This window comes from Lachnoanaerobaculum sp. ICM7, from assembly GCF_000287675.1.
GTDB lineage: Bacteria > Bacillota > Clostridia > Lachnospirales > Lachnospiraceae > Lachnoanaerobaculum.
This window is the reverse complement of record NZ_ALJL01000023.1, coordinates 61,380-85,854: the sequence shown is the minus strand read 5'-3', so window position 1 is coordinate 85,854 and position 24,475 is coordinate 61,380. Positions and strand designations below refer to the sequence as shown.

The 24,475-nt window shown below is 36.2% G+C and carries 24 protein-coding genes; 22 read left to right on the top strand and 2 right to left on the bottom strand.

Annotation, left to right across the window (positions count from 1 at the left end):
* Window positions 1-110: 110 nt before the first annotated feature.
* The 5 genes from HMPREF1140_RS07425 (at window position 111) to HMPREF1140_RS07405 (ending at window position 4,606) form a co-directional block, all read left to right on the top strand.
* Entirely contained in the window at window positions 111-578 is a 468-nt protein-coding gene (locus HMPREF1140_RS07425; RefSeq protein ID WP_009663209.1) for a YcxB family protein, read from the top strand.
* A complete protein-coding gene (locus tag HMPREF1140_RS07420; RefSeq protein ID WP_009663400.1) occupies window positions 575-1,561 on the top strand; it encodes a TRAP transporter substrate-binding protein in 987 nt (328 codons plus the stop codon). Before HMPREF1140_RS07425 ends, HMPREF1140_RS07420 begins: the two co-directional genes overlap by 4 nt.
* 8 nt (window positions 1,562-1,569) lie before the next feature.
* Window positions 1,570-2,772, top strand: a complete 1,203-nt coding sequence (locus HMPREF1140_RS07415) for an iron-containing alcohol dehydrogenase (protein ID WP_009663275.1) — start codon at window positions 1,570-1,572, stop codon at window positions 2,770-2,772.
* A 143-nt stretch (window positions 2,773-2,915) separates the two neighbouring features.
* Window positions 2,916-4,085: an AAA family ATPase gene (locus HMPREF1140_RS07410; protein ID WP_009663174.1), complete on the top strand. Its 1,170-nt coding sequence runs from the start codon at window positions 2,916-2,918 to the stop codon at window positions 4,083-4,085.
* A gap of 5 nt (window positions 4,086-4,090) precedes the next feature.
* Window positions 4,091-4,606 carry a hypothetical protein gene (locus HMPREF1140_RS07405; protein ID WP_009663368.1) on the top strand — a complete coding sequence of 172 codons (516 nt, stop codon included), beginning with the start codon at window positions 4,091-4,093 and terminating at the stop codon, window positions 4,604-4,606.
* A 31-nt stretch (window positions 4,607-4,637) separates the two neighbouring features.
* On the opposite strand, the gene HMPREF1140_RS07400 is transcribed toward HMPREF1140_RS07405, so the two are convergent.
* A complete protein-coding gene (locus tag HMPREF1140_RS07400; RefSeq protein WP_009663284.1) occupies window positions 4,638-5,111 on the bottom strand; it encodes a CYTH domain-containing protein in 474 nt (157 codons plus the stop codon).
* Between the two features lie 219 nt (window positions 5,112-5,330).
* Between HMPREF1140_RS07400 and HMPREF1140_RS07395 the strand changes: the two genes are divergently transcribed.
* The 17 genes from HMPREF1140_RS07395 (at window position 5,331) to HMPREF1140_RS07315 (ending at window position 23,084) form a co-directional block, all read left to right on the top strand.
* Window positions 5,331-5,840: a hypothetical protein gene (locus tag HMPREF1140_RS07395; RefSeq protein ID WP_009663217.1), complete on the top strand. Its 510-nt coding sequence runs from the start codon at window positions 5,331-5,333 to the stop codon at window positions 5,838-5,840.
* Window positions 5,841-5,949: 109 nt separating this feature from the next.
* A complete protein-coding gene (tig, locus tag HMPREF1140_RS07390) occupies window positions 5,950-7,236 on the top strand; it encodes a trigger factor (protein WP_009663294.1) in 1,287 nt (428 codons plus the stop codon).
* 84 nt (window positions 7,237-7,320) lie between these two features.
* Window positions 7,321-7,902 carry an ATP-dependent Clp endopeptidase proteolytic subunit ClpP gene (gene clpP, locus HMPREF1140_RS07385; protein WP_007595427.1) on the top strand — a complete coding sequence of 194 codons (582 nt, stop codon included), beginning with the start codon at window positions 7,321-7,323 and terminating at the stop codon, window positions 7,900-7,902.
* A gap of 9 nt (window positions 7,903-7,911) precedes the next feature.
* On the top strand, window positions 7,912-9,195 hold the full coding sequence (clpX, locus tag HMPREF1140_RS07380; protein ID WP_009663342.1) for an ATP-dependent Clp protease ATP-binding subunit ClpX: 1,284 nt from the start codon (window positions 7,912-7,914) through the stop codon (window positions 9,193-9,195).
* Window positions 9,196-9,245: 50 nt separating this feature from the next.
* The gene (gene lon, locus HMPREF1140_RS07375; protein ID WP_009663396.1) at window positions 9,246-11,540 is read left to right on the top strand and encodes an endopeptidase La; all 2,295 of its coding nucleotides are present in this window, start codon (window positions 9,246-9,248) and stop codon (window positions 11,538-11,540) included.
* A 40-nt stretch (window positions 11,541-11,580) separates the two neighbouring features.
* Entirely contained in the window at window positions 11,581-12,177 is a 597-nt protein-coding gene (yihA, locus tag HMPREF1140_RS07370) for a ribosome biogenesis GTP-binding protein YihA/YsxC (protein WP_009663406.1), read from the top strand.
* A 4-nt stretch (window positions 12,178-12,181) separates the two neighbouring features.
* The gene (locus tag HMPREF1140_RS07365) at window positions 12,182-12,853 is read left to right on the top strand and encodes a response regulator transcription factor (protein ID WP_009663208.1); all 672 of its coding nucleotides are present in this window, start codon (window positions 12,182-12,184) and stop codon (window positions 12,851-12,853) included.
* A 2-nt stretch (window positions 12,854-12,855) separates the two neighbouring features.
* Entirely contained in the window at window positions 12,856-13,749 is an 894-nt protein-coding gene (locus tag HMPREF1140_RS07360; protein WP_009663235.1) for a sensor histidine kinase, read from the top strand.
* Between the two features lie 120 nt (window positions 13,750-13,869).
* Window positions 13,870-14,628 carry an ABC transporter ATP-binding protein gene (locus tag HMPREF1140_RS07355; protein WP_009663389.1) on the top strand — a complete coding sequence of 253 codons (759 nt, stop codon included), beginning with the start codon at window positions 13,870-13,872 and terminating at the stop codon, window positions 14,626-14,628.
* Window positions 14,625-16,589, top strand: coding sequence for an FtsX-like permease family protein (locus HMPREF1140_RS07350; protein ID WP_009663350.1), 1,965 nt, complete (start codon window positions 14,625-14,627; stop codon window positions 16,587-16,589). Before HMPREF1140_RS07355 ends, HMPREF1140_RS07350 begins: the two co-directional genes overlap by 4 nt.
* A gap of 117 nt (window positions 16,590-16,706) precedes the next feature.
* Window positions 16,707-18,005 carry a M18 family aminopeptidase gene (locus HMPREF1140_RS07345; RefSeq protein WP_009663172.1) on the top strand — a complete coding sequence of 433 codons (1,299 nt, stop codon included), beginning with the start codon at window positions 16,707-16,709 and terminating at the stop codon, window positions 18,003-18,005.
* Window positions 18,006-19,244: an AI-2E family transporter gene (locus HMPREF1140_RS07340; protein ID WP_009663397.1), complete on the top strand. Its 1,239-nt coding sequence runs from the start codon at window positions 18,006-18,008 to the stop codon at window positions 19,242-19,244.
* A gap of 54 nt (window positions 19,245-19,298) precedes the next feature.
* The gene (locus HMPREF1140_RS07335; RefSeq protein ID WP_009663345.1) at window positions 19,299-19,886 is read left to right on the top strand and encodes a hypothetical protein; all 588 of its coding nucleotides are present in this window, start codon (window positions 19,299-19,301) and stop codon (window positions 19,884-19,886) included.
* 8 nt (window positions 19,887-19,894) lie between these two features.
* Entirely contained in the window at window positions 19,895-21,151 is a 1,257-nt protein-coding gene (locus HMPREF1140_RS07330) for an erythromycin esterase family protein (RefSeq protein ID WP_009663380.1), read from the top strand.
* Between the two features lie 88 nt (window positions 21,152-21,239).
* Window positions 21,240-21,620, top strand: a complete 381-nt coding sequence (locus HMPREF1140_RS07325) for a heavy-metal-associated domain-containing protein (protein ID WP_007595446.1) — start codon at window positions 21,240-21,242, stop codon at window positions 21,618-21,620.
* A gap of 80 nt (window positions 21,621-21,700) precedes the next feature.
* A complete protein-coding gene (locus HMPREF1140_RS07320) occupies window positions 21,701-22,216 on the top strand; it encodes a DsbA family oxidoreductase (protein WP_009663224.1) in 516 nt (171 codons plus the stop codon).
* Between the two features lie 274 nt (window positions 22,217-22,490).
* Window positions 22,491-23,084 (top strand): 3D domain-containing protein, encoded by a 594-nt coding sequence (locus HMPREF1140_RS07315; protein WP_009663309.1) that lies wholly within the window; start codon window positions 22,491-22,493, stop codon window positions 23,082-23,084.
* 252 nt (window positions 23,085-23,336) lie between these two features.
* On the opposite strand, the gene HMPREF1140_RS07310 is transcribed toward HMPREF1140_RS07315, so the two are convergent.
* Window positions 23,337-24,227, bottom strand: coding sequence for a polysaccharide deacetylase family protein (locus tag HMPREF1140_RS07310; RefSeq protein WP_009663230.1), 891 nt, complete (start codon window positions 24,225-24,227; stop codon window positions 23,337-23,339).
* Window positions 24,228-24,475 lie beyond the last annotated feature (248 nt).

The following is a 24,475-nucleotide window of genomic DNA, read 5'->3' as shown; positions in this document are numbered from 1 at the left end:
AAGCATGGCTGTGTTCTATTTAGTAAGAGTACTTCCTGTTTGCTAATACTGGGTTTTTGATATAAAATATAAAAATGAGTATGAATTTCACACTAAAACATGGAGGCCCTATGAATTACAAATTTCACTACAAGAATACAGCTTTTGAGCTATTTAAGCTGTCGTTCTTTTTTCTATATTCTTCACTTGCGGGAATTGTGAATATTATTTTTACTTTTGCAATGCTTGCACTTATAAGTTCAAGATGGCATGAAGTAAACAATTTTCTTAGAGCAATACTTGTATTTGCTCTACTTTTCTTTGTGCTCTTTCAACCGTTTATGATGTATAACAGAGCAAGAGGAAATGTAAAATCACTGAAGGAATTGACACTTGAACCGGGTGAAAAAGGAATAACCGTAGAGGTGGAGGGGAAGCACGAGTATATTGACTGGAGCAGAGTCAAAGCCGGAAAGAGATTTCCGGGAATGCTTATAATTTTTACCGACAATACAAACGGGTATATTTTGACAAAGAGAATTGTAGGTAAAGACCACAAAAAAATATTTAATGATATTTTGGGAAAAATAAAAGGATGAAGAGAAAACTGATATGGCTTTTAATCATTACGGTTGTGATTATTAATACTTCATGTGTGAGAAAAAAGCCGACTACCGAGTATGTTTTTACATATGCGGAAAACCACCCAAAGGATTATCCTACTACTCTCGGAGCGTTTGAGTTTGCCAGACTTGTAGAGGAAAAGAGCAATGGAAGAATAGCAATAGAAGTAGTATATGACGGTAAACTTGGAGACGAGCTAAGTGTTATAAAACAGCTGAAGTTTGGCGGGATTGATTTTACAAGAGCCTCTATTTCACCGCTTTCAAATGATATTGCTATTTTGAATGTTTTGCAGATGCCTTATTTATACAGGGATGAGGAGCATATGTGGAATGTACTTTACAGTGAGATAGGAGATGAGATTCTTGCACAGTTTGAAGGTTCCGGTATTGAGCCGCTGTCATTTTATACTGCCGGTGCAAGAAACTTTTATAATAATGTGAGGCCGATAGAAGATATATCGGATCTTTCAGGATTAAAAATCAGAGTACAGCAATCAGATCTCATGAAAGATATGATAAGAGCTTTGGGTGCTGAGCCTGTAGCGCAGGAGTACAGTCTGGTTTACGGCTCTCTTGAAAGAGGTGTGATAGACGGTGCGGAGAATAATATTCCGTCTTATATATCGGCTATGCACTATCAATATGCAAAATATTACACAAAGGATGAGCACACAAGAGTTCCTGAAATGCAACTTTGCTCTGATGTCACATGGAGTAAGCTTTCAGAAAAAGACAGAGCAATTATAAAGGAGGCTGCCATAGAGAGCAGCATTTATGAGAGAGAAATTTGGGAGGAACAGGAAAAGATATATGAGAAGGAGCTTGTTGATAAAGGGATAGAGATAAATACTTTATCAGGCGAGGAGAGGATGAAATTCAAGAGTATTTTAGAACCACTCTATGAAAAATATTGCAAGGACTATATGGACTTAATAAAGAGAATAAATGAAATGTGAGGTAGTGTATGCAAAAGTTCAATTATTATTCACCTACAAGAATTGTTTTCGGTAAAGGAACAAGAGAAGAAGTGGGAAATCTTATTGAAGGTTTCGGGGCAAAAAAGGTGGCTGTTATCTATGGTGGAAACAGTGCAAAGAAAAGCGGCCTGATTGATTTGGTAGAAGAAAAGATAAAGTCTGAAGGTATAGATGTACTCTTACTTGGAGGAGTTGTACCGAATCCGCTTTTAAGTAAGGCAAAGGAGATGACAAAGGAGGCTGTAAAGTTTGGAGCCGAGTTTGTATTGGCTGTGGGTGGCGGAAGTGTAATAGATACCGCAAAGTTTGTGGCAATAGGTGTGGCAAATCAAGGTACCGATATAGAAGAGTTTTTCTTTCAAAGAAAAAAGGTAGAGAAGTCTTTACCAAGCGGTAGCATACTTACAATATCAGCAGCAGGCTCTGAAACCAGTGACTCAGCTGTTCTGACAGATGATGTAACAGGAAGCTGTATAAAGAAGGGAATAACAACTGATTTTAACAGATGCAAGTTTGCGATAATGGATCCGGAACTTACATACACTTTACCGAAGTATCAGATAGGTGCAGGTGTGGCAGATATTTTTATGCATACAGCCGAGAGATATTTTACAAATATTCTCGGAAATCATTTGACTGATGAAATGGCCGAGGGACTTTTTAGAGATATTATAAAGTTTGGAGTAAAGGCTGTAAAAAATCCAACTGACTATGAAGCGATGAGTGAAGTTATGTGGTGTGGAAGTGTATCGCATATAGGACTTACAGGTCTTGGAGCAAAAGGTGATACTCCAAGAGACGGTGACTGGTCATGTCATCAGCTTGGAATGGCTATATCAGCGCTCTTTGACTCCACACATGGTGCAACTCTAAGTGCGATTTGGGCTTCTTGGGCAAATTATGTAAAGAATGAAAATATAGAGCGATTTGCAAATTTTGCAAGAAAGGTATATGGAGTAGTTGAGGCTGATGATAAAAAGGCGGCTGATACAGGTATTGAAAAGACTGTTGAATTTTTCAAATCCGTCGGAATGCCTGTAAGCCTACATGAGCTTCTTAACAGAGAGGTAAGTGAAAAAGACTGTGAGGACTTGGCAATAAACTGTTCCTATAAAAAATCAAGAAGTATAGGAAGTTTCAAATCACTTGACTATAATGATATGTATAATATCTATATGGCTGCGAGATAATGCAAAAAGAAGGCTTTAGGATTAGGTTCCCGGAGCCTTTTTTATATTCAAATTAGGCTTTGCTATCTTTGACTCTATAATTATAATATGCTATAATTCTATTATTACTTCTTATAAATAGAAGTAATAACAGGAGAAAGCTTATGATTGTTATGTATGTAAAGTTGAAGAATATTTGTGCGTTTGATGATTTTTATGCAAATTTTTCATACCCTAAAAAGATAGTGAACAGCTCTATAGAAAGAGAGTATTTACCCGGGTTTCCTAATTTCAGATATAAGAAAGTTAATATACTTATGGGTACTAATGCAAGTGGAAAAACCTCTTTTGGGAAAATGTTAATGTATATATTTAACTTTATGAAGAGGAAGGAATTGTTAAATATAACTGATAGAATATCTGATAATAAAAAAGAAAGTATTTTCTCAATCGACTATGTTTCCGACAAGAATACTTTATATTCGCTGGAAGTTATTATACCTCCCGAAGAGGAAGAATATTCTATTGAACGATGCAAAATATCGTTGAAGTGTGTAAATATTAAAAAAGGTGACAGCTATGAAAAGTGTGTTGAGAGATTAAAAATTGGAAAAGAAGTAGAGGTGTTTGAGGGAATAGAGGCTTTAGATAAAGTTTCAAAATCAAGTAGACTTGGATGGAATTTTACATATCCTATGGATTCCAATTACTATATTCGAGACATAAAAGTTGATGACTTGGAGAATGAATTGTATTTAAAAGTTTTGAAAAATGTGTTGATGACATTAGACAATTCAATTGTCGATATAAAAAAAGTTGACAAAATTGAACATACTTATGCCATAGTGATGAATAATAAAAATCTTATAATACAGGAAGGAAAAGTACTGGACCCTAACAATATTCTTTCAAGCGGAACGAAAGCAGGAATTGAAATAGCAGGCTTTCTTACTGCGCTTATGGAGCATAGAAATGGATTTTATTATTGTGATGAGAAGTTTTCGTATATACACAGCGATATTGAGAAAGCTATCCTATCAGTAATGATATCTAAACTCGGTAGTGGAGAGCAGATGTTCTTTACAACACATAATATGGACATTACAGATATGGACTTACCTAAGCATTCTTTTTTGTTCATGAGAAAGGAAAATATAGGTGGTGAATTTTTTATTTCGTGTGAGTCTGTATCAAACAGACTAAAGAAAGCAACAGATTCGGTAAGGAATGCAGTAGATAATGATATTTTTGCAGTGGCACCAAGAATTGAGTTAATATATGATTTGGCATATGAAGATGATATAGATGATGTATTAGATGAAGATGCGGGGTGAAATCAATGGAATTAGGTCAATACCATTATTATGTGGAAGGCGAGAACGAAAGAGTTCTTGTAGAGATATTGAGTAAGTGTAAGGATGAAAAATTTAATGTTATAAGACCAGGAAAAATAGATGTATTTAATGTTGTTGAACGAGAGATAAAAAGTACTCATATGTTGAACTTAAAAGATAATACGGTAGTGGTGTTGGTATTTGATACTGATACAAAAAGTAGAGCTATTTTGGATAAAAACACTAAGTTTTTAGAGAAACATAAAAAGATAAAGGATGTTATACTTATACCACAAGTTTACAATTTAGAGGATGAGTTGATTAGAAGCTGTAATATAAAGAATATACTGCAATTGCTTGGAAGCAAGTCGAAGAAGGAGTTTAAAAGTGACTTTAATAAGGTTAATAATTTAAATGAGCATTTGATTAAAGCGGAGTTTACATTTAATAAATTGTGGAGAAAGAAAACAAACGGTGTATTTGCCGGGATTAAAAACGGTATACATAAAATAGAAAAATAAAAAGGATTTGAGCAAAAGCTCAAGTCCTTTTTTAGTATCTCCACTTAAGTAATCCGTACTTGGATATATATGAGTTGTGGTATCTGCCGTCCGTGGTAACGTCTTTGCCGAACCATTCAGGAGGAATAAAATTATTTGCTTCTTCTACCGAGCCAAACTCCACCTCTACCAGTTTGAGACTGTCAAGATCACCTTTGAAAATATCAAGTTCTGCAATCAAGCCATTTTCAAGCGGTATTTTATATCTGCTTTTTGATATAATAATACCGTCACATTTTTTTAGTAAATGTTCAAAGGACTCTTCATTAAGCGGAAGATTATATTCGCTTCGTGACAGCAATCCGCTTCCTTTATAAGTAAGAACATAATCATCATTTTCTTTTCGGATTCTGACTACAGGATTTGTATTTAAATATCCTTGAGTCATATCTATTCTTTCAAAGGTGTCAAGTTTATCGGGGATTTCCTTTACAAGAAATTTTCTTTCTATTTCTATATTTTCCATAGTACTCCTTCGTATTATAAGTTGATTCTGCTTTATAAATTGTCTTATGCTTAAATTATAAGCCTGTTCCGGTTCAAAATTAGTATACATAATTTCTTGCACTAATTAAAGAAAATATTTGAATATAAACGACATAGAAACATTGTAGACTTAAACCATATTTGTTATAATATTCGTGCCTTTAATATATAAAGTGCAGGAAATATTTTTGGAGGAATTATGAATAATACATTTTTAATTGTTGCGATTGTAGTTGTAGTTTGGGCGGTGCTCTTTGTTATTATGATGAGCTTTAATAAAAAGAGACAGGCAAAGGCTAATGAATTTAATAATGAGAATAGAGACAGAGCCATTGTACATCTATATGGAAAAGATTTAAAGATTGACGGAAATGATATTTCACATTTTGATACGACTACCGGTGAGAGTCTGGAAAAGGTTGTAGCGCTTGATGCCGGTAAACATAGCTTTGAGGGTGTTTTTGAAACTACAGCGGTAGGTGCTGCAGGAAAAAATATAAATATAAAGACAGAAAATTTGCAGTTTGAAGTGGATTTGCAGAGCGGACGTATTTACTCGGCAGGTATATATGATTATTCACCTGAGGATAGAGAGCGCTATGTAAAGGAATATGGCAGCAGGGTGGAGGATATTCTTGTGATGCCTTTAAGTCTTTACAAGGAGAGTGATTACGCAAGAGGCTGCCTGGTAGTAACATGCGATAAGTAATTTTCATTCTAAAACTTTTTAATGACTGTTGTATGAGATTTATCTTTATGTTATAATGGTTAATTAGATATGCCTCTTTTGGGCATTTATGAAACAAGGAGAAACTTTAATGAGCGTAGAAGTACAAAAATTAGAAAAAAACATGGCAAAGCTTACAGTCACAGTAGAAGCTAAAGAATTTGATAAGGCTATAGCTGATTCCTTTAAGAGAAATAAAAATAAATTCAATGTTCCGGGATTTAGAAAAGGACATGTTACACAGGAAGTTTTTGAGAAGATGTATGGTTCAGACAACCTGATTCCTGATGCTATAGATTTTATGCTTGATGCAACATACCCAAGCGCAGTAAGAGACAGTGAGCTTGAAATCGTTTCAAGACCGCAGATAGAGATTAAGAATGCTAAAAAAGGCGAAGATTTCGTATATGAGGCATTGGTTGCAGTTAAGCCGGCAGTAACTCTTGGTGAGTACAAGGGTATCGAAGTAAAGAAGGCTGACGAAGTTGTTAACGACGAGGATATAGCAAGTGCATTAAAGAGCGAGCAGGAGAAGAACGCAAGACTTATCACTGTTGAGGGAAGAGCTGTAGAAAACGGAGACAATATTTCACTTGATTTCGAGGGAAGCATTGACGGAGTTCCTTTTGATGGCGGTAAGGGCGAGGATTATCCTCTTGTTATCGGTTCAGGTGCATTTATTCCGGGATTTGAGGATCAGATCATAGGACATAATGTTGGAGAGGCTTTTGATGTAAATATCACTTTCCCTGAGAACTATCAGATGAAGGACCTTGCAGGTAAGGCTGCAGTATTTGCCTGTACCGTAAAGGAAATAAAGAAGAAAGAACTTCCTGAGCTTGATGATGATTTCGCAAGCGAGATCAGCGAGTTCGATACATTGGCTGAGTACAAGGAAGATTTGAAGAAGCAGCTTTCAGAGGCTAAGGCAAAGAGAGCGGCTACAGAGAATGAGAATGCTGTTGTGGATAAGTTGATTGAGACTTCTACTATGGATATTCCTGAGCCTATGGTTGAAGCACAGGTTGAAGGACTTGTGGCAGACTATGGCAGAAGAATGGAGAGCCAGGGTATTACACTTGATCAGTACCTTCAGATTACAGGTATGACAAAGGCTGATTTAAACAATCAGTTTAAGCCTCAGGCATTAAAGCAAATCAAGACAAGACTTGTACTTGAGGAAGTTGCAAAGGCTGAGAAGATTACTGTAAGCGAGGCCGAGATAGATGAAGAGCTTCAGAAGATAGCAGATTCTTATAAGATGGACTTGGAAAAGATTAAAGGATTCTTTGGCGAGAATGAGAGAAAGCAGATGACTGATGATCTTGCAGTTCAAAAAGCTATTGACTTTTTAGTAGAAAATGCTAAATTAGTATAAACCAATTTAAAAATAAGTCAGCCATAAGGCTGGCTTATTGGAGTATTAAAGGATTTTAAAAAATTCTTAAAGAATAGGAGAGTTATGAGTTTAGTACCTACAGTCATTGAGTCTACAAGCAGAGGCGAGAGAGCTTTTGATATATACTCAAGACTTTTAAAGGATAGAATAATTTTCTTAGGAGAAGAGGTAAATGATGTTACTGCAAGTCTTGTAGTCGCACAGATTCTTTTCCTTGAATCGGAAGATCCTACAAAGGATATCAATCTTTATATAAACAGCCCGGGCGGAAGTGTTGTGGCAGGTATGGCTATATATGATACAATGCAATATGTAAAATGTGATGTATCAACCATATGTATGGGTATGGCTGCAAGCATGGGCGCATTCCTTTTGGCAGGAGGCACAAAGGGTAAAAGATATGCTCTTCCAAATGCCGAGATAATGATTCACCAGCCTTCAGGCGGCGCACAGGGTCAGGCCAGCGATATAAAAATTGTTGCAGAACAAATATTAAAGACAAAACAGAAATTAAATAAAATATTGGCGGAGAATACAAATCAGCCGATAGAAGTCATAGAAAGAGATACTGAAAGAGACAATTATATGTCTGCCGAGGAGGCTCTTTCTTATGGAATCATAGATAAGGTTATAGAACACCACTAAGGAGGTATCATGGCCAATAAGGACAAAATATGTTGCTCATTTTGTGGAAAAACATCAGATCAGGTTAGACGACTTCTTTCAGGTCCGAACGGAGTATATATTTGTGATGAATGTATAGAATTATGTTCAGAGATACTTGAAGAGGAGCTTGACGGAGTATCTGACTACTATGATGCTTCAAATGAAATAAATCTTTTAAAACCTAAGGAAATCAAGAATTTCCTTGATGATTATGTAATCGGACAGGATGATGCCAAGAAGGTATTGTCTGTAGCGGTATACAATCATTATAAGAGAATTAAATCAAAGAAAAGCTCGGAAGTTGAGATTCAAAAGAGTAATATACTTATGCTTGGACCTACAGGTTCGGGTAAAACATATTTGGCACAGACTCTTGCAAAGATTTTAAATGTACCTTTTGCTATAGCAGACGCTACTACACTTACAGAGGCGGGATATGTCGGAGAAGATGTTGAGAATATTCTTCTTAAACTTATTCAGGCGGCTGACGGTGATGTCAAGAGAGCTGAATATGGAATCATTTATATAGATGAGATAGATAAAATAACAAAGAAGTCTGAGAATGTATCTATCACCAGAGATGTGTCGGGTGAGGGTGTACAGCAGGCTTTACTGAAAATACTGGAAGGCAGTGTGGCTTCGGTACCGCCACAGGGCGGAAGAAAGCATCCTCAACAGGAACTTATCCAGATAGATACTACAAATATACTGTTTATATGCGGCGGTGCATTTGACGGACTTGAAAAAATAGTTGAGAACAGACTTTCAAAGGGCAGCATAGGATTTAATTCAGATGTTGTGGAAAAGGGCTCAAAGTCTATAGATGAGCTTTTCAAGATGGTACTTCCGGGAGATTTGACCAAGTTCGGTCTTATACCTGAGTTTATAGGACGTGTACCCGTAACAGTATCACTTGATATGCTTGATAAAGATGCGCTTGTACAGATAATGACAAAGCCTAAGAACGCCATTACTAAGCAGTATCAAAAGCTTTTTGAGCTTGATGACGTTAAGCTTGAGTTTGATCAATCTGCGGTTGAAGAAGTGGCCAACCTTGCGCTTGAGAGAAAAATCGGTGCCAGAGGCTTAAGATCTATACTTGAGGGTGTGATGACGGATATGATGTATGAAATACCTTCAGATCCGAATATAGGTATTTGTACTATTACAAAAGAAACGATTGACGGTGGAGAGCCTGATATTGTGTACAGAGATAAATCTGTAAGATCAAAAAAGAGAAAAGAAACAGACGAAAACAGCGAAATTGCTTAAATTTAATTTTACCCTCGGATATCAGCCGGGGGTATTATATTAGGGAGTAAATGAATAAATTAAAAACAATATTGATAAGGAATCAAATCATCTTTCCGGGAGAGGTGATAGGGTTTTCATCCGCAGACAGCAATATAATAAAGGCACAGCTGGATGCTTATGAGAATGATGAAGAACTTTTTATTTTAAGATACAAAGCGGACAATGAGGAAGAGAGAAAAGACAGTGCATATACTGAGACCAACGGTGTAATTGCGAAGGTTGAGAGTGTAAAAAACAAAGATAACGGTGTAATAGAGGTTGTAGTAAGAGCCTTAAGACGCGGTAAGTTGATTTCTCTGAATAATTATGCCGAAAATGAATATGAGGCGGAAGTAGAAGAGTATATACAGTCGGATGAAGGCTTTGACAGAATGTTAAACAGTCTGCAGCTGACTATGAGAGGCTATAGCGATGTAAATGAGAGATTTAAAAAACATATCTTAAACGAATTACTTGCTATCGATAATCTGCCTGAGCTTTTGGACAGATTAAGACTTGCTCTAAACCTTGATTATGAGAAGAAAAAGATTATAAATGCCGCAAAGACACCTGTTGAAGAGTCTATGCTGCTTATGGAGATTATGAGCGAGGCCATAGACAGAAAAGAGATTGCGGAAAAAATAAAATCGGAAGTAGATAAGGACATTTCAAAGAATCAAAGAGATTATATTCTCAGAGAACATTTGAAGGTAATCCAAAATGAAATGGCAAAAAACAGCGGCTATGAGACTGTTTCCGACGAGTACGAAGAGAAACTTAAAAACTTGGCGCTTGCTGATGAATATAAAGAGAAGATAAAAAAAGATATTTTCAGACTTAATACAGCCGGCAGTAACGGTGCAGAGGGAAATGTAATCAGAACATATCTGGACACTGTTTTTGAAATGCCTTTCGGTGTATACAGTGATGATTTTAATGATATTATTCGGGCAAAAAATATTTTGGATGAGGACCATTACGGACTTGAAAAAGTAAAGGACAGAATACTTGAATATCTATCTGTAAGAATATTAAATCCGACAGGAAATTCACCTATACTTTGTCTTGTAGGCCCACCGGGAACAGGTAAGACTTCAATTGCAAAGAGTGTTGCAAAGGCACTTGGTAGAAAGTATGTAAGAATAAGTCTTGGCGGAGTGGGAGATGAGGCGGAAATCAGAGGACATAGAAGAACCTATGTGGGTGCTATGCCGGGAAGAATAGTGGAAGCTATAAAGCATGCCAAAGTTGCAAATCCGCTGCTTTTGTTGGATGAGATAGATAAAAGTTCAAAAGATTATAAGGGTGATGTATCAGCCGCACTTTTGGAGGTGCTTGACGGAGAACAAAATAAGACCTTTAGAGACAGATATCTTGAAATACCTCTTGATTTGTCTAAGGTTTTATTTATAGCTACAGCAAATACTTTGGATACTATTCCGAGACCGCTTCTTGACAGAATGGATATAATTGAAATCAGCTCATATACTGAAAATGAAAAATATCATATTGCCAAGAGCTACCTTGTTCCGAAGGAAGTGGAAGCAAACGGCATGAAGGATAAGGGAATTCATTTCAGCGATAAGGCTATAAAGAAGATAATCCATAATTATACAAGAGAGGCCGGAGTAAGAAACCTTTCAAGAAGGATCGGAGATATCTGCAGAAAATGTGCCAGAGAATCACTTGAGGGTAAAAAGAGTTTTAAAATCACAGAGAAAAACATCGGCAAATACCTTGGAAAAGAAAAAGTAAGACATGATGAGGTTGAAAAAGAGCCACAGGTCGGAATGGTAACAGGACTTGCATGGACAAGTGTGGGCGGAGATACTTTAAGTATCGAGGTAAATATAATGCCCGGAAAAGGAGTACTTACACTTACAGGAAATATGGGTGATGTAATGAAGGAGAGTGCCGGAATTTCAAAGAGTCTTGTAAGAAGCATGGCAAAGGAATATGATGTAGAAGAAGGATTCTTTGAAAAGAACGACATACATTTGCATATACCGGAGGGTGCAGTACCGAAGGACGGTCCAAGTGCCGGAGTGACGATGACCACCGCAATCATTTCAGCTATCACAGGAAAAAGAGTGAGAGCCGATGTGGCAATGACAGGAGAGATAACACTAAGGGGAAAGGTGCTTCCTATAGGCGGTCTAAAAGAAAAGCTTCTGGCTGCCAAGCTTGCGGGAGTAAAGACGGTATGTGTGCCTAAGGAAAATGAAGCTGATGTATCCGAATTGTCGTCAGAAATCACAGGCGGTTTGGAAATCGTATATGTCAAGGATATAAAAGAAGTCCTAAAGACAGCGCTGACAGATTAAAATTTCGATGTAATAATAAAAGAATATAAATGAGGTACTTATGATAATAAAAAAAGCGGAGCTGGAGACGGTATGCGGTATTACCAGTACATTTCCTGAAAATACAGACCCGGAAATAGTCTTTGCAGGCAAGTCAAATGTAGGAAAATCATCATTGATAAATTCTCTTATGAACAGGAAATCTTTGGCAAGGACATCAAGTCAACCGGGAAAGACGCAGACAATAAATTATTATAAAGTGAATGATGATCTATATTTCGTTGACCTTCCGGGGTACGGCTATGCCAATGCAAATCTTGCCACGAAGGAAAAATGGGGTAAGATGATAGAAAAGTACCTACATACTTCAAAGCAAATCAGATGTATATTTTTGCTGATCGATATAAGGCATGAGCCGGGTAAAAATGATAAGCAGATGTATGACTGGATTGTATATAACGGATTTCAGCCTGTAATTATAGCTACAAAGCTTGATAAGTTAAAAAGAAGTCAGGTGGCTAAATGCGTTAAGGTCGTTAGAGAAGGACTTGGATTACCTAAGAACGGCGTGCTTATACCCTTCTCATCACAGACCAAACAGGGCAGAGAAGAAGTATATGAATTTATAGAAAATCTTTTGGCAGAAGAACAGGTTTAATTTAATGAAGATATTTATTGTGGAAGATGATGAAAATATAGTGGAACTTTTGGGAGATGAACTCAGAGCGTGGGGATATGAAACAATGTCTGTGAAAGACTTTAATAATGTGGCAGAAGAGGTGGAAGAGTTTAAGTCGGATCTTGTACTTATGGATATCACTCTACCATACTACAACGGATTTTACTGGACCCGGAAAATCAGAGAAAGTTCAAATGTACCTATAATTTTCATCTCTTCTCACAATAATTCTATGGATATGGTATCCGCAATGCAATTTGGAGCCGATGACTATATTACAAAGCCTATTGATATCAACCTGACAAGAGTAAAAATACAGGCAATTTTAAGAAGGACTTATGAATATACAATGCAGGTCGATAAATTGACATTTGAAGGAATAAGTCTGGATACTTCAAGGGCAAAGCTTATTGGTGAAAGCTTTGATATAGACCTTACAAAGACCGAGCTTCTTATACTTGAGGCACTGTTTAATGCGAAAGGACAGATAGTAAGAAGAGAGGACATTATGGATCACTGTTGGCAGGGTGATGATTTTATAGATGACAATACTTTGGCGGTGAATATTACAAGGCTTAGAAAGAAACTTGATAATGTCGGATATAAAGAATTTATACAGACTAAAAAAGGTATGGGATATTATCTTGTGAGGTAGATATGGACAGATTATGGTCTTTTTTAAAAAATGAATATCGTATTTTTATTACCCTTCTATATGTATGTTTAATATTTGGAGGGGTATTTTTATTTGCAAATCTTGATATGCAATATTTTATCTTAAGTCTTGAGCTTATATTGTTTTGCATGTTTGTTTTTCTTATTATAGAGTGGATATCTTATGTAAAGAGAGAAAAAATGTCTGAGGAAATTGAAAGGCTTCAAATTGAAAATAATACTCTCAGAAATAAGATAATTGATGAAAGAAAGGATTTGGAGGAGTACTTCTTACTTTGGATACATCAAATCAAAACACCTATCACGGTCTGCAATCTTATTTTGGATAAATCGGGAGCTGACAAAAGGCTTAAAGAGCAGATATTTTATATAGAGGAATACACAAATATGGCTATGAACTATTTAAAGCTGAAAGACAGAAGTACGGATATGGATATATATGAAGTGGATCTGGATGAGGTATTAAACAGTGTTATAAAGAAGTATTCTCTTATCTTTATTGAAAAGAAAATAAAACTTGAATACATAAAAACCGGTGAAAGAGTAGTAAGTGATGCAAAATGGCTTTCCATACTGTTGGAGCAGATTATTTCAAATGCACTTAAATACACAAAACATGGCAGTATAAGTATATTCTATGATAAAGAACTTTCAAAGTTAAGTATAAAAGATACCGGAATAGGAATTCCTTCAAAGGATATCAAAAAAATCTTTGACAGGGGTTATTCTGGATTTAACGGCAGAATAAATGAAAAATCAAGCGGTCTCGGACTTTATATGGTAGGAAAGACAGCCGAGATTTTGAATATTGAAATAGAAGTAAAATCTGAGCTTAATGCAGGCAGTGAGTTCTCCTTTATATTTAAAAACAGATAATTATATTTAAAATTCGGTCTAAGCTTACAAGATTGTAAGATTAAACCGGATTTTGTCATATTAGATAAATGCAGAAATTTTTCTGCGGATGTAGAATAGGCAATATAAAGGAGGAAAGAAATGACAATATTAGAATGTAAAAATATAAAAAAGCTGTATAAGACAAAGAATGTCACTACCGAGGCATTAAAGGGTGTGAACTTCTCTGTGGAAAAGGGAGAGTTTATTTCTATAATGGGTGAGTCGGGAGCAGGCAAAACCACGCTTTTAAATATTATTGCAACATTGGATAAAGCCACTTCAGGTACTTTAATGCTAAACGGTAATGATATCGGAACATTAAAAACAAGTGATATATCGATATTTCGAAGAAAAGAATTGGGTTTTGTATTTCAGGACTTTAATCTTTTGGATCAGTTTAACAACAGAGAAAATATTTATCTGCCTTTGGTATTGTCTGATGAAAAGCCGGATTTGATGAAAGAAAGACTTGATGAGATACAGGAAAGACTTGGTATAAGGGAAATTTTGGATAAATACCCTTATGAAATATCGGGTGGACAAAAACAGAGAGTGGCTATTGCCAGAGCAATTATCACAAAACCGGCATTGCTTTTGGCAGATGAACCGACAGGGGCACTGGATTCAACATCTTCAGAGATGATTTTGAATTTATTTCATCAAATAAATGAAGAAGGACAGACGGTTTTACTTGTAACACATTCACTCCGTGCGGCAGCCTATGCAAAGAGAGTATTATTTATTCGTGACGGAGTTGTTTTCCATGAGATTTACAGAGGTGAGGATGAGAGCCGAAATAACTTTATGGAAAGAATAAGTCAGGCGGAGTTTATGATTGGCAGAGGTAAGAAAGCATGAGTTTTTCAATGGCAAAAAAATTTGCTCTTCAAAACCTTAAAGCAAATAAATTGCTTGAGATTCCTTTTGTACTTTCATCAGGCGTGATGCTGATACTTTTTAATATAACGGCAAGCTTGGTAAACAACAATTATGTCAGAACAAGGCATGTGGTTTTGCCGACGCTTATAAAGTTCGGAATAGTCATTCTGGCAATATTTACATTTATATTTGTACAGTACGCCGCCACCTTTTGGCTAAAGAGAAGAAGTAAGGAGTTTGCACTTTACGGCATCTTAGGTCTTGAGAAGAAACATGTAGGCAAGATTATCAGTATTGAATTTCTTATACTGTTTGCAATCATATGGTTTGCAGGTATAGTAGGCGGATATATATTCGGACAGCTTTGCTTTTTATTCCTAAACTTTTTAATGAAGGATGTGTCCGGAAGACTGATGGATTATCCTTTCAGTATTTCGGCACTTATAAATACTACAGCTTTGGTAGTGGTACTCTACCTGATTATTATTATCGGAAGTGTATTTAGAATATATATGTCCACACCTATGGAGCTCTTACAAAGAACTCACAAAGGTGAGGGTGAGCCGAAGTCAAGAATCATAATAATGCTTACAGGATTTCTACTGTTGGCAGCGGGTTACGGTATTGCACTGTTTGTAGGCGGATTGCTTTCCTCTATTAACTATTTCTTTGTAGCGGTGCTTGCCACCATATTTGCAACTTACCTTTTATATGCAACTTTTACGGTATTTATGTTGAAAGCGCAAAGAAATAATAAGAGCTTTTATACACCGAAGAGATTTTTGAGTATAAGCGGTCTTTTATACAGAATGAAAGGGAATGCAATATCGCTTGCAAGTATCTCTATTCTAAGTGCCGGAGTTATTATCAGTCTGTCCACTACGATAACGATATACTCAAACTATATAAAGCTTGGGGACAGTGTAATGCCAAGAGAATACAGGATTGCAGCCGGAAGTGAGAATATAAGCAATGAGGATATGGCAAAGAGACTGCAAAGCCTTGTGGAGTCAAGTGTACCGGATGCGTCAATGATTAAAGATGAGTACACTATATTTGATATGACTACAGCTGCAGTAAAGACAGGTGATACAATAGCTGAATATCAAAGAGACAGCAAAGCTGATCCTATATTTGTGATTGCAAGCGACCTTGACGGATACAATTGGAGGACGCATCAAAATTTTAAACTTGATGAAGGAGAAATTTTACTGGGAGATAATAAAAATAATAAAATCGGTGATACATTAAAAATAGGAGACAGAGATTTTAAGGTCAGAAAAATAGACAGTATATTTCCTTATGAATATTCAGGAGTGGAAGGATACAGTATTGTTGTTAAGGATATGGCTACTCTGGAATTTTTAAGAGAGGCTTTGGACGGTTTGGATATAAATTGCAGTGTATATTGGGATGTAGACGGAGTAGATGATAAGGAATATGAGGATACATTGGTAAAGCTTAAAGACGGCATAAAGAATCAGCTTACAGGTGCTGGCAGAAGTGTGTATGATGTAAGCAGTCGTAGTGAGATGATACACAATCAGTATGAGGTAAACGGAGGATTTTTATTCCTTGGAGTTTTGATAGGTATTATCTTCCTCACAGGAACGGTTCTGATTACTTATTATAAGAGAATCAGTGAAGGTTTTGAGGACAGAGAAAAGTATCAAATCATGAAAAAACTGGGGCTTTCAGATGATTTGATAAAGAAAACCACCGACTCTCAAATCTGCCTGATGTTTTACGGACCTCTTATTGTAGCGGCTATTCATTGTATTGTGGCGTCAAAGATTATCTTCAGACTTTTGGGGCTGTTTGGAGTATCGGACGCTTTACTGTATATGATATGCCTTGGGGATGTGCTGTTAATATTTGCACTTATTTATTTTGTTATTTTCAAACTCACATCAAAAGTTTACACGAATATAGTCAGATAAATTTAAGTTCATTAAATATTTAAATATAAGAATCATAATAAATTTAGATAATACAGATAGGGTTTTCTATGGTATAATGCAGTATTAAGATGACATTATAAGATAGAAAGAGGCTGTATGGATATTTTAAGAGATTTGATGGATTTTTTGGATTCATCAGTGACAATGTTTCATGCGATAAATGAATGCGAAAAAGTTTTACAAAAATCAGGCTTTACTTATCTGCCCGAGAATGAGAAATGGAATATAAACAAAGGAAAGTATTATACAAAAAGGAACTCATCAAGTCTTATAGCTTTTGATATAGCTGAGGGAGATTATCATTTTCAGATAAGTGCCGCACATTCCGACTCACCAACATTTAAACTGAAGGACAGGCCGGTAATAGAAGCAAACGGCTATTTAAAGCTGAATGTGGAAGGTTATGGCGGTATGATAAATGCCACATGGCTTGATAAACCTCTGACACTGGCAGGAAGAGTTATGGTAAATACAGACAAGGGTATTGAAACAAGACTTCTTCATATAGATAGAGATTTACTTATTATTCCTAATGTACCTATACATTTTAACAGGGAGATAAATAAGGGATTTGCTTTCAACAATCAAGTTGATATGCTTCCGATACTCAGTGCAGGTAATCTTAAAGAAGCCGACTTTGACAATATTCTTGCAAAGGAACTGGATATAGAGGCTGAGGCCATACTTGCAAAAGATTTATATCTGGTAAACAGACAAAAGGCGGCGGTTATCGGATTTGACAATGAGCTTATATCAAGCGGAAGACTTGACGATTTGGAGTGTGTTTACACATCGCTTAGAGGATTTGTTGAGGCTGAAAATAAAAATCATATAAATGTCTTTGCGGTATTTGACAATGAAGAGGTGGGCTCCGTTACAAAGCAGGGGGCCATGTCTACATTCCTTGCAAGCACACTTGACAGAGTAAATACTGCACTTGGAAAATCAAAGGAAGAGTATTACAGGGCTATAGCAAAGAGTATGCTTATCAGCTGTGATAATGCACATGCCGTTCATCCAAATCACCCTGAACTGTTTGATGTAAAGAACAGACCGGTTTTAAATCAAGGAATTGCAATTAAAGAAAGTGCAAATCAAAAATATACAACAGATGCATTCAGCAGAGCAATACTTAAAAAGATTCTTGAAAAGAAAAATATACCTTATCAGACTTTTGCAAACAGAAGTGATATTGCAGGTGGTTCAACTCTTGGAAATCTTTCAAATACCGTTGTAAGTATGAATGCTGTGGATATCGGATTGCCGCAGTTGGCAATGCATTCCGCATATGAGACTGCAGGTGCAAAGGATGTAGGATATGCTTTTGAGACACTTAAAGCCTTTTTTGAAGCAAATATTGATATAAAAGATGACAAGGTCGCTGTAGAGGTTTAAATGGAAGAAAATAAGAATGACATATATTTTAAATGGGGTTTAACAGCAGTTGCGGTTATAGTAATAGCCCTTGTAATATCTTTGATTTTCAGTAAACTTGGGCCTATTGCTACAGCTATAAGCACCATAATATCAACCGTTTCTTCAGTGCTTTACGGTGTGGTTATGGCGTTTTTGATGGCACCTGTATATGATCGTATCGGCATATGGGTGGGTGAGATATTATCATCACTGTTTCCAAAGTGGAAGAAATCCGATAAGTATGCGAAGATGATAGCTACTCTGGCCTGCCTCGTAATACTTATTTTGGTAGTGTTTACATTGATAATGATGATTATACCTGAGTTGGTAAACAGTATCACAAATGTTATAAGCTACGCACCTTCGGGTACACAGAATTTGGAAGCCTGGCTTAAGGATATACTGAATAAAAATCCGAATCTGGAGAAACTTATAATCGGGAATTATCTGGATATCAGTGAGAGACTCAGTGATATAGCCACTACAACGGTATTGCCTAATGTAAATACCTATATAAAGAATCTCTCAAGCGGTGTAATCAATGCTCTTGGTGTGGTTGTAAATATTATTATAGGCTTAATGGTAATGATGTATCTTCTAAATATGAAAACCACGCTGGCATCACAGGCAAAGAAAATAGTGTATGCGGTTGCAGGAGTAAAGATAGGAAATGAAATAGTTACAGAGGCCAGATATATCAAGAACATGTTTGAAAAGTTTATTGTAGGTAAGATAATAGATTCTATTATAATAGGAATAATAAACTATGTATTTATGGCCATAATACATATGCCATATGCCTTGCTTATAAGTGTGGTGGTAGGTGTAACCAATGTAATACCTTTCTTCGGACCTTTTATAGGTGCAATTCCAAGTATTATACTTTTGCTTCTTATATCGCCTGTTACGGCACTTCAGTTTGCCGTATGGATTTTGGTATTACAGCAGGTGGACGGAAATATTATCGGACCTAAGATACTGGGACAGACTACAGGACTTCCAAGCTTTTGGGTACTGTTTTCGATACTTCTGTTTGGCGGACTTTTCGGTATTGTGGGAATGATAATAGCTGTGCCTACTTGGGCTATAATATACAGGACTATAAGCAGGCTTGCAGAGCATTTCTTAAAGAAAAAGGGATTGGAGTCTGACAGCAAACATTACATGGACCTTGATCATATAGATGAAGAAACAAAGAAATATATAAAATTGGAATAATTTATTTGCCCCTCATTTGATAAAAATAATGAGGGGTATTTTTTAGGAGTAAAAATGACAAAAGAAAACTTAAAGTATATAGAAAATGTAAAAGTCGAGGATATACCTTGGCACAGAATAACCACAACTTATAAAAGAGCTACCGACTTTCCGGAGTGCTTTGAAATATTAAATGAAATGAAGGATAAAAAGTCTATAGAGACGGCAGGAGAGGAGATAGCCATGGGAATTGAACATCAGTCTACACTGTGGCATGCAACACCTTTTGCCTGTATATTCCTATACAGAGTCTTTAAAAAGGCTTTAAAGGACAGAGATAAAAACCCTGTAGCAGACTACCTTGTACCGGAGCTTGCGGAATTGTTCGGATATATAGCTGAAGCGGTAAATATTGTAGAAAATATGGAACATGCAGATCCTTTACCGAACTTTAAAGATATGATTGATGAAAAGTATCTTTGGTCCGAAGTTTATGATGAAGAAGAGGATGAAATGAGATGGGAAGAAGAAGACGTATTTCCTGATGATTTATTTTACAGCTTTTATTATTATTCAAAACAGGTGCTGCTGCTTTTAAAACCTTTATTAAAACAGGCGGATGATGAATGTTCTAAGAAATTATATGAGCTTATAAAAGAATAGGAGACAATATGAAGACATTAAAGAGAATTTTACTTGGTTTTGTAATTATTATATCGGCAGTAACTTGTTTGTGGTTTGGCAGATTTAAAGTGGAAGATATAAGTGCTCATAAAAAAATAGCGGATATAAATTCATATATGAAGACTGTGGATGATATAAAAGTATCGGATAATGTAAATGTAGTTGCGATAGGAGAGGCGGCTCACGGCTGTAAGGACTTTCAGGAACTTAAACTTTCGGTATTAAAGAAAATGGTGAAAGATTATGACTTCAGAGCGTTTGCACTTGAGGCTGACTATGGTGAGTGTGCCACAATAAACAGATATATTCAAGGCGGTGACGGAGATATAGAAAGTATTGTAAAGACATTCTCATTTCCGATATATCGTACAAAACAGATGGAAGAGCTTATTTCATGGATGAGGGAATACAACAGTACTGTAAGTGAAGGTGAGAAGCTTAGATTCTACGGCTTTGATATGCAAAATCCCGAAACAAGTTATGAGTTTTTAAAAAGTTACTGTACATCAAAAGGACTTACAAGTGCAGATGAGTTTGATAAAAAACTTGACTGTATAGAAAAAGGTGAGATAAGCGTAGAGAGTGCAAAAGCCGTTATTGATTTCGTTACCGGCTTGAAAGAAAAAATCGGCGATATAGATGTGGCAAATGCAGATGACAGAGATGCGGTATTTGAGTTAAATACTGTAAGACAGTCAATGGAGACTTTCACTAACAGCAATGAATCGTATTATACTCTCAGAGACAGTGATATGGCAGGCAATATAGAAGCTGTTTTGGATATAGAAAAGAAAATAGGTAGCGGAAAGCTTGTTATAGCGGCACATGACGGACATATAGCAAAGATCGGTAACGGATATACATCTATGGGTGCCGTTTTATCAAATGATCTTAAAGATGCTTACTACAGTATAGGTACCGATTTTTGGAAGGTTACAGACAATATTAAGGTCCTTGAAAAGAAAAAAAGAAGTATACAAAGTTTTATTTCAGCCGATCCGTTTGCGGCACAGGCAAGATTTGCAAAAGATAAGCAGTATTTATTGGACTTTTCCGATATAAAGGAGGGCAGCAGTCTATACAGTCTGATAAATTCTCCGTTAAGAATGGGATCCCTTGGAGAAGGGTATACATGGATGATGAGGATAGTACAGAGTAGTTACAGACCTAAGGCGATGCCAAGCGGCCTGTATGATGCAATGATTTTTGTATACGAAGGTAGTCCGATAGAGATAATAGAATAATATTGTATTAAAATTTAAATAGAAACTTGTTTTTTGAGAACAAAGTGATATACTCCTAGTTAGCGATATCTAACTGGGAGGTTTTTTAATGAATATAGTAAATATAATTATAGTATTAATTGTCGCGGCAATAGTTGTATTCGGTTCAATCAACTATATAAAGAAGTTGAAAAAAGGCGGAGATTGCTGTCCTGAGCATGAAGAAGCCACCAAGTCCGTAAAAGTAAAGGATAGAGATAAGTCACATTATCCGTATGAAGCAAAGCTTGCCATTGACGGTATGAGTTGCAATAATTGCGTAAGAAATGTAGAGAATGCATTAAATGCTCTTGACGGAACTTGGGCAACTGTGAGTCTTGAAGATAATATGGCGACAGTCCTTTTAAAAAATCCGCCTGATATTGAGAAGCTCTCAAAGGCGGTAGCGGATGCGGGATATATGGTATTAAAGAGAAAATCAAAGATATAGCCTTAATGATATGTATATGTTATAATAAATATTACAAAGTATGAATATATCATATACTGTGAGTAGAAAGGAAAAAGTCTATGTCAAAGAAGATTAAAGTTTTTTATGATTATACCTGTCCGTTTTGTTATAAAGGTTTAAAGGAACTTGGAGATATTCTTCCGGATTATAAAACTGTAGAGATTGAATGGTCACCATGTGAAGCTCATCCAAGCCCCGAACCTGCAAGAGTGCATTCGGATTTGGCCGCACAGGTAGGATTTTATTTGTCGGAAAACGGCTTGAATATCAAAAAGTACAATGATTCCGTATTTGAAGCACATTTTGAGAATCAGCAAAGAATTGATGATATAGAGCTTTTGGCGGATTTGGCTGAAGCTGCAGGAGCAAAGAAAGAAGATATCATTGCCTTACTTAATGAGAACAGGAATGCAAAGAAGGTGGAAGATTCAAACATTGAAGTTTGGCAGACTCTGGAGATTCAGGCTGTACCTTCTTATGTATATGGCGATAAGATGGCGGCATCGGGAGGCGGACTTTTGGTTCCTATCACCAAAGTTGCAGAGCTTTTTAAGCTTGCTTCAAAGGGTGAATAAAATGTGATTTTGTGTAGAAATTTACAAAAGTTACTTAAAAAATATTTAACAAAGTTTTATAGATAACATAAGAGATATCACGTTATTATATATAATTAATGTATTTTAACGTGATTTTTTTATGCATAAAAACCGAAAAAAATAGAGTGGCTGAGCCTTTTTTAATGCTTTGCAAAGAGAATGCAACATTTTCTTATTGACATTTAACATTTATGTAATATAATTAGTGTATCCCGACGAACAAAAGATTCGTTCTTTGCAAGAAAGGAAGTAAATGATAAATAAAATAAAAAAGGTTACTTTAGCAGCATTTGTATTTTCCGCATTGATGGCAGGAAGTGCTTATGCGGCTACACAGGCGGAGGTTGATAAAGTTACAGGTCCTGCATTCGGTTTGAATGCCGATCAGTATGAAACAACGCTTGACTCATATAAACAACAGCAGGAAGCTGAGCTTGTAGCAAAGGAGGATGCAGAAATAGCTGCTCTTAGAGAAGCGGCTAAGGGAAGATCCGTAGGTAAATTTAAAGCCTATGCCTACTCACATGATTGTGATCCTTCAAATATAACAAAGTCAGGTACAACACCGGTTGTTGGAAGGACTATTGCGGCTGACTGGTCAGTGCTCCCAAGGGGTACAAGAGTCCGCATCGGAAATAGTGATACTATCTATGTTGTTGAGGATACAGGCGGCAATATTAAGGGAAAGACCATTGATATCTATATGAACAATGATAGTGAAGCCAGAGCGCACGGAGTAAGATATCCGGAACTTTATATTGTTGAAGGCGATGCGAAGGAAGCTCAGCAAAAGATTGATGCAATCTTGGCAAGAAGAGCTGAAAGACAGGCCGGACAGAATCAGTAAAAATAGAATACAGCAAATAAGTTAATATAAAAGAACAGTTATACATAGTTACAGCAGGTAACGTGAGCAATATTAAAGTATATATAGCTCAGAGGCCTCTTTATAAAGAAGGGGTAATATAGTTAATACATTTGCAAAAGGGATATTAGAGAGAAAATCATTTCGGTTTTCTCTTTTTTATATTGTGTGTATTGAAAAAAGGTCTTAATTCATTCCGAAGCAATAAAACGGAAAAATTAAGACCTTTATATATTATTTTGCAAACTGTCTTGGTGGTGTATTTTCATTAAGAAGCTCAAACTTATATCCGTCAGCCTGAAGTCTCTCAATGATTGTAGGGAGAGCATCGTGTACGAATGCTGTATTCGGCATATCATGCATAAGTAAAATAGAGTGAGTATTCTCATTTACCTGTCTGATAGTCTGGTCGATAAGTTCCTGACCTCTCTTGCCCTCTACGTCACCGTCAAATGAATTCCAGTCAAAGTATACTATTCCTCTGTCTCTTACAGCCTGTAAAAGCTGAGGTCTGATAGCTTTATTATAGCTTGCATTGCTTCCGCCCGGGAAGCGAAGCATAGTACTGTGCTGACCTGTAGCCTTAAATATAAGATCGTCCATAGCGTCATAGTCTGCCATAAAAGCATCCACAGAAGCATATATCTGCTTATAGTTATGTGTCAAACTGTGAACGGCTACATTATGTCCTCTGTCTTTTATCTGCTTAAGCATATTTATCAGAGGTTCAGTATCCATATACTGTGCGGTAACAAAGAAACAAGCCTTGATATTGTACTTATCCAAGATATCCAAAAGTCTTGGAGTACCTGTCCAAGGACCGTCGTCAAATGTGAAATAAACAACCTTTTCATCCGGACCGGGATTGCTTGCAGGTACTGTGGTGGTTTCAGCCGTTGTATCCGTCTCACTCTCAGATATTGCATTGATTTCGCCGTCGGTTGAAGTTTCGCTTTGATTTACTTCTACAGTTTCATTTGCATTCTTTGAGGAATCGGCTACTTTTACATTTTTTTTACGTGACTGCCATCCATAGGCAACCATTGCCGTAAAAATACAACAAAAAATTAAAACTACAATTGGGACAAAAATATTTTTTCGTCTTCTTCTACTTCTCTTTTTCATTTCTACCTTCCTTAGATAAATTGAATGCCCTGAGTTGTGTGGAATCTACGATAGACAAAATATAAGATGTAGATGACATACAGAGTATTCGATACATTTACCTAGTATAGCAGATAATACTATATTTGTGTTGATAAATTTCTTAAATACTTTTAAAGGAATATGTAATTGCTCTTTAATTAGTAGATGAATAGAAATAAAGTTTATTTTTAATACTTATGTTGACAATCTGAAAATATATAGATATT

Coding starts and splice junctions, on each gene's coding strand:
- HMPREF1140_RS07420 (WP_009663400.1), top strand. CDS start 575: ATGAAGAGAAAACTGATATGGCTTTTAATCATTACGGTTGTGATTATT.
- clpP (WP_007595427.1), top strand. CDS start 7,321: ATGAGTTTAGTACCTACAGTCATTGAGTCTACAAGCAGAGGCGAGAGA.
- HMPREF1140_RS07365 (WP_009663208.1), top strand. CDS start 12,182: ATGAAGATATTTATTGTGGAAGATGATGAAAATATAGTGGAACTTTTG.
- clpX (WP_009663342.1), top strand. CDS start 7,912: ATGGCCAATAAGGACAAAATATGTTGCTCATTTTGTGGAAAAACATCA.
- HMPREF1140_RS07405 (WP_009663368.1), top strand. CDS start 4,091: ATGGAATTAGGTCAATACCATTATTATGTGGAAGGCGAGAACGAAAGA.
- HMPREF1140_RS07395 (WP_009663217.1), top strand. CDS start 5,331: ATGAATAATACATTTTTAATTGTTGCGATTGTAGTTGTAGTTTGGGCG.
- yihA (WP_009663406.1), top strand. CDS start 11,581: ATGATAATAAAAAAAGCGGAGCTGGAGACGGTATGCGGTATTACCAGT.
- HMPREF1140_RS07410 (WP_009663174.1), top strand. CDS start 2,916: ATGATTGTTATGTATGTAAAGTTGAAGAATATTTGTGCGTTTGATGAT.
- HMPREF1140_RS07350 (WP_009663350.1), top strand. CDS start 14,625: ATGAGTTTTTCAATGGCAAAAAAATTTGCTCTTCAAAACCTTAAAGCA.
- HMPREF1140_RS07360 (WP_009663235.1), top strand. CDS start 12,856: ATGGACAGATTATGGTCTTTTTTAAAAAATGAATATCGTATTTTTATT.
- HMPREF1140_RS07345 (WP_009663172.1), top strand. CDS start 16,707: ATGGATATTTTAAGAGATTTGATGGATTTTTTGGATTCATCAGTGACA.
- HMPREF1140_RS07415 (WP_009663275.1), top strand. CDS start 1,570: ATGCAAAAGTTCAATTATTATTCACCTACAAGAATTGTTTTCGGTAAA.
- HMPREF1140_RS07425 (WP_009663209.1), top strand. CDS start 111: ATGAATTACAAATTTCACTACAAGAATACAGCTTTTGAGCTATTTAAG.
- HMPREF1140_RS07330 (WP_009663380.1), top strand. CDS start 19,895: ATGAAGACATTAAAGAGAATTTTACTTGGTTTTGTAATTATTATATCG.
- HMPREF1140_RS07320 (WP_009663224.1), top strand. CDS start 21,701: ATGTCAAAGAAGATTAAAGTTTTTTATGATTATACCTGTCCGTTTTGT.
- HMPREF1140_RS07400 (WP_009663284.1), bottom strand. CDS start 5,111: ATGGAAAATATAGAAATAGAAAGAAAATTTCTTGTAAAGGAAATCCCC.
- HMPREF1140_RS07310 (WP_009663230.1), bottom strand. CDS start 24,227: ATGAAAAAGAGAAGTAGAAGAAGACGAAAAAATATTTTTGTCCCAATT.
- HMPREF1140_RS07355 (WP_009663389.1), top strand. CDS start 13,870: ATGACAATATTAGAATGTAAAAATATAAAAAAGCTGTATAAGACAAAG.
- tig (WP_009663294.1), top strand. CDS start 5,950: ATGAGCGTAGAAGTACAAAAATTAGAAAAAAACATGGCAAAGCTTACA.
- HMPREF1140_RS07340 (WP_009663397.1), top strand. CDS start 18,006: ATGGAAGAAAATAAGAATGACATATATTTTAAATGGGGTTTAACAGCA.
- HMPREF1140_RS07335 (WP_009663345.1), top strand. CDS start 19,299: ATGACAAAAGAAAACTTAAAGTATATAGAAAATGTAAAAGTCGAGGAT.
- HMPREF1140_RS07325 (WP_007595446.1), top strand. CDS start 21,240: ATGAATATAGTAAATATAATTATAGTATTAATTGTCGCGGCAATAGTT.
- lon (WP_009663396.1), top strand. CDS start 9,246: ATGAATAAATTAAAAACAATATTGATAAGGAATCAAATCATCTTTCCG.
- HMPREF1140_RS07315 (WP_009663309.1), top strand. CDS start 22,491: ATGATAAATAAAATAAAAAAGGTTACTTTAGCAGCATTTGTATTTTCC.